Source organism: Isoptericola sp. NPDC060257 (assembly GCF_042726645.1).
Classification (GTDB): Bacteria; Actinomycetota; Actinomycetes; order Actinomycetales; family Cellulomonadaceae; genus Isoptericola; species Isoptericola nanjingensis.
Genome location: NZ_JBHXAW010000343.1, coordinates 1 through 4,037, shown reverse-complemented (window position 1 = coordinate 4,037; position 4,037 = coordinate 1). Strand labels below are relative to the sequence as shown.

The window sequence follows — 4,037 nt, the reverse complement described above, 5'->3', positions numbered from 1 at the left end:
GTGGTGAAAGTCCCCGCAGAGCTGGTCGGTGCCCGTGTCACCCGCACCGCCTTCGACTACCAGGTCCGGATCAGCTTCACTGATCACGATCCCGACGGCCGTGTCCGCCTTGATGGCGAGCTCGTCATCGAAACGCCGTTTACCATCACCGATGCCGCCGGCACCCAGGCCCGCCCGAAGCGCTGCGGGCAGGGCGCGACGACCGGGCGGTCAGCCCTCGGCGGGCTCGAACGTCAGGCTGAGCGAGTTCATGCAGAACCTGTCGCCCGTGGGCGTCTGCGGCGCGTCGTCGAAGACGTGTCCCAGGTGCGAGCCGCACCGGGCGCAGCGCACCTCGGTGCGGACCATGCCGTGCGACCGGTCCTCGAGCAGCTCGACGGCGTCGCCGGCGAGCGGCGTGTAGAACGACGGCCAGCCGCAGTGCGAGTCGAACTTGGTCTCGCTCCGGAACAGCTCGTTGCCGCACGCGCGACAGCGGTACACGCCGACGCGCTTCTCGTCGAGCAGCTCACCGGTCCAGGGCCGCTCGGTGCCCGCCTGCCGCAGCACGGCGAACTCCTGCGGGTTCAGCTCGACCTTCCACTGCTGGTCGGACTTGGTGACTTCGTACGTCATCTGACACCTCCGTCGTGCTCAACCCGGACCGGCGTGCGGCTGTTCCTGCCCTGCGACGGCTCAGGCCGCGGGCGCCGAGCCGCCCTGCCCGCGGCCCCGGCCGCCGCGGCGCCGACGACGGCGGGCGGGTGCGGACCCGTCGGCCCGGACCGCCTGCGAGGCATGGCCGCCGGACGACGCCGGCTGCGCCTGCGAGCGCTGGCCCTGCTGGCCGCGCTGCCCCTGCCCGCGCTGTGCCTCGCCGCGCGGCGCCTGGCCGTGCGACGCGCGGCCGCGCGGGCCGCCGCCCTGCTGCTGGCCGCCGCCCTTGCGGCGCTGCGGCTGCTGGGGCGCCGCCGGCGCGGGCGGCGCCACGTACGGCGCGACCTCGCCGACCAGCGCGGCGACGGTCGCGTCGCCCGGGGCCACGGGCTGCGGGCGGGCGTCGATCTTCGCCTTGCGCGTGAGGTCGCGGACGTCGCCGCGCTGCTCGGGCAGCATCACGGTGACGACGTCGCCGCCGGACCCGGCGCGGGCCGTGCGGCCCGAGCGGTGCAGGTACGCCTTGTGCTCGGCGGGCGGGTCCACGTGCACGACGAGCTCGACGTCGTCGACGTGGATGCCGCGCGCGGCAATGTCGGTGGCGACGAGCACCTTGACGTCCCCGGAGGAGAACGCCGCGAGGTTGCGCTCGCGCGCGCCCTGGCCGAGGTTGCCGTGCAGGTCGACCGCGGGCACGCCCGCGCCGGTGAGCTGCTTGGCGAGCTTCTTCGCCTGGTGCTTGGTGCGGGTGAACAGCACGCGACGGCCGGTGCCGGACGCGAGCGCGTGCACCACGTGCTTCTTCGCGTCGGCGTCCGCCACGGCGAGGATGTGGTGCGTCATCTGCGGCGGCGGGGCGGCGGCCTCGTCGACGGAGTGCGTCACCGGGTTCTTGAGGTAGCGCTTCACGAGCACGTCGACGCCGTTGTCCAGCGTCGCCGAGAAGAGCAGGCGCTGGCCCACGGTGGGCGTGCGGTCCATGATCCGCTTCACGCCGGGCAGGAAGCCGAGGTCGGCCATGTGGTCGGCCTCGTCGAGCACCGTGATCTCGACGTCGTCCAGGGTGAGGTGCTTCTGGCCGAGCAGGTCCTCGAGGCGGCCGGGGCACGCGATGAGCACGTCGACGCCGGCGTTCAGGGCGTTGACCTGGCGGGACTGCGCGACGCCGCCGAAGACGGTGGTCGTCACGAGGCCGAGGGCCTTCGCGAGCGGCTCCATCGTGGCGTTGATCTGGTTGGCGAGCTCGCGGGTCGGGCAGAGCACGAGCGCCCTCGGGCGGCCGGGACGACGGCGCGGGCGGCCGGCGGCCGCGGCCTTGGCCGCCGACGTCGCGAGCCGCGTCACCACGGGGAGCGAGAACGCGAGCGTCTTGCCGGAGCCGGTGCGGCCGCGGCCGAGCACGTCGGTGCCCGCCATCGTGTCCGGCAGCGACGCCGTCTGGATCGGGAAGGGGGTGGTGATGCCCTGGTCCGTCAGCTGGCGGACGACCGGGGCGGGCAGGCCGAAGTCGGCAAAGGTAGTCAAGAAAAGGGCCTCTCGGGGCAGGGACGTCTCGGACGTCGAGGTCGGGGTCCGCCGCACGCAATCCGGGGGGATCTCCACGACGCGGGGCGCGCAACGCGCAGCCACCTGCCCCCATTCTCTCACGACCGACGCCCGGGTCGACCGACCGGCCTCTCAGCCGCCCGTGGTGGAATGGCCGCCGTGGACGACTTCCTCACGACCGTCGGCGACGTGCTGACCCAGATCTGGACGGCCGCCACCACCCCCGTGCCACCGCCGGCGCAGCCGGTCGTGCTGGCCGCGGGCCTCGCCGCGCTCGCCGTCGTGCTGGTGACCCCCGTGTGGCGGGTGGCACGGCACGTCGTGACGATCGCGCACGAGGGCGCGCACGCCGTCGCCGCCATGCTCACCGGGCGACGCCTGGACGCCATCCGGCTGCACTCCGACACCTCCGGGCTCACGGTGTCCGCCGGGCGTCCACGCGGCTTCGGGATGATCGTCACGGCGTTCGCCGGGTACGTCGGCCCCGGCCTCACGGGGCTCGGCGCCGCCTGGCTGCTGCGGCACGGCTACGCCGTCGGGCTGCTGTGGCTGCTGGTGCTGCTGCTCGCGCTCCTGCTGCTGAAGATCCGCAACTGGTTCGGCCTCTGGTCGATCCTCGTCTCCGGCGCCGCCCTCGTCGCCGTCTCGTGGTGGCTCGAGCCCGCCGCGCAGGCGACCGTCGCCTATGCGGTGACGTGGTTCCTGCTGATCGGGTCGGTGCGCCCTGTGCTCGAGCTCCAGGCCCAGCGGTCCCGGGGGCGCGCGCGGCGGTCGGACGCCGACCAGCTCGCGGCGCTGACCCGTACCACCGGCATCCTGTGGGTCGTGGTCTTCCTGCTCGTCACCGTCGGCTGCCTGCTCCTCGGCGCGACGTGGATCGTGGAGCCCGCGACCTGACGACGGCTCCCCGCCGGCGCGTCACAGCCGCGCGTACTTGGCCCGTGCGAACGAGTACACGCCGTAGGCCGCGATGCCCAGGCCCGTCGCCACGAGCAGCACCACCCCGAACGGCTGCTCCCGGATCGTGCGCAGGGCGTCGTCCAGACCGCCCGCCTTCTCGGGGTCGGCCGTGACGGCGGCCGCCACGAAGAGGCCGCCGAGGACGCCGAGCGCGATCCCCTTGGCCACGTAGCCGACCGTGCCGAGCCGCAGCACCGCCTGCCCGGCGGCGCCGGTCCCGGTCGCGCGCAGGTCGTCGCGAAACGACTTCCGCCACCCCTTGACGACGTGGAAGACGCCCACCCCGACGATCACGGCGCCGACCACCGCGACGAGCCACCGGCCCGCGGGGGCGCGCACGAGGTCGGCGGTGAGACCCTCCTCGGAGCCGCCGCCGGAGGACCCGGTCACGACTCGCACCGCGGTGCCGGCGAGCGCCCCGTACAGGACGGCCTTCGCCGCGGCCTTGACCCGGGCACCGACCTGCTTCGCCGTGTCCGTCCCGGGCACGCCCGCCGCCGCCTCCGTGAGCTGCCAGAGGGCGAGGCCGGCGAAGCCCGCCGCCGTCAGCCACAGCAGCAGGGCACCGCCGGGGGCCGCGGCGAGCTCGCGCAGCGCGCCCTGCTGGTCTGCGCTCCCCTCCGAGGACCCGAAGGCCAGGCGTACCGCCAACCAGCCCAGGAGCAGGTGCAGCACGCCGGACGCGACGTAGCCGGCGCGCGCGAGGGCCTGCAGGGCGGTGCTGTCGTTCGCGCTGCGCGAGGAGCGTCGTGCGGCGCGGGCGAGGTCGGACACAGGTCACCTCCGTCGGTGCCGCGCGGGTCGCGGCACCACACGATGGCGCATCCGGGCGTCCGGCGCCACCCGCGCCGCGGCCGCTCCCGGCACGACGACGGCCGGGCACGGAGGAAGCTCCG

Annotated in this window: 4 protein-coding genes; 1 reads left to right on the top strand and 3 read right to left on the bottom strand. The window is 74.8% G+C overall.

Annotated elements, in window-relative coordinates:
* Positions 1-210: 210 nt before the first annotated feature.
* Together msrB and ACFWEK_RS19600 are read right to left on the bottom strand one after the other, a co-directional pair.
* Positions 211-615 carry a peptide-methionine (R)-S-oxide reductase MsrB gene (gene msrB, locus ACFWEK_RS19605; RefSeq protein WP_429765979.1) on the bottom strand — a complete coding sequence of 135 codons (405 nt, stop codon included), beginning with the start codon at positions 613-615 and terminating at the stop codon, positions 211-213.
* A gap of 60 nt (positions 616-675) precedes the next feature.
* On the bottom strand, positions 676-2,160 hold the full coding sequence (locus ACFWEK_RS19600) for a DEAD/DEAH box helicase (protein ID WP_430555124.1): 1,485 nt from the start codon (positions 2,158-2,160) through the stop codon (positions 676-678).
* A 171-nt stretch (positions 2,161-2,331) separates the two neighbouring features.
* Between ACFWEK_RS19600 and ACFWEK_RS19595 the strand changes: the two genes are divergently transcribed.
* Positions 2,332-3,078 carry a M50 family metallopeptidase gene (locus tag ACFWEK_RS19595; protein WP_429765982.1) on the top strand — a complete coding sequence of 249 codons (747 nt, stop codon included), beginning with the start codon at positions 2,332-2,334 and terminating at the stop codon, positions 3,076-3,078.
* Positions 3,079-3,099: 21 nt separating this feature from the next.
* On the opposite strand, the gene ACFWEK_RS19590 is transcribed toward ACFWEK_RS19595, so the two are convergent.
* Complete coding sequence (locus tag ACFWEK_RS19590; RefSeq protein ID WP_430555123.1) at positions 3,100-3,915, bottom strand: DUF1206 domain-containing protein; 816 nt, start codon at positions 3,913-3,915, stop codon at positions 3,100-3,102.
* Between the last annotated feature and the right edge of the window lie 122 nt (positions 3,916-4,037).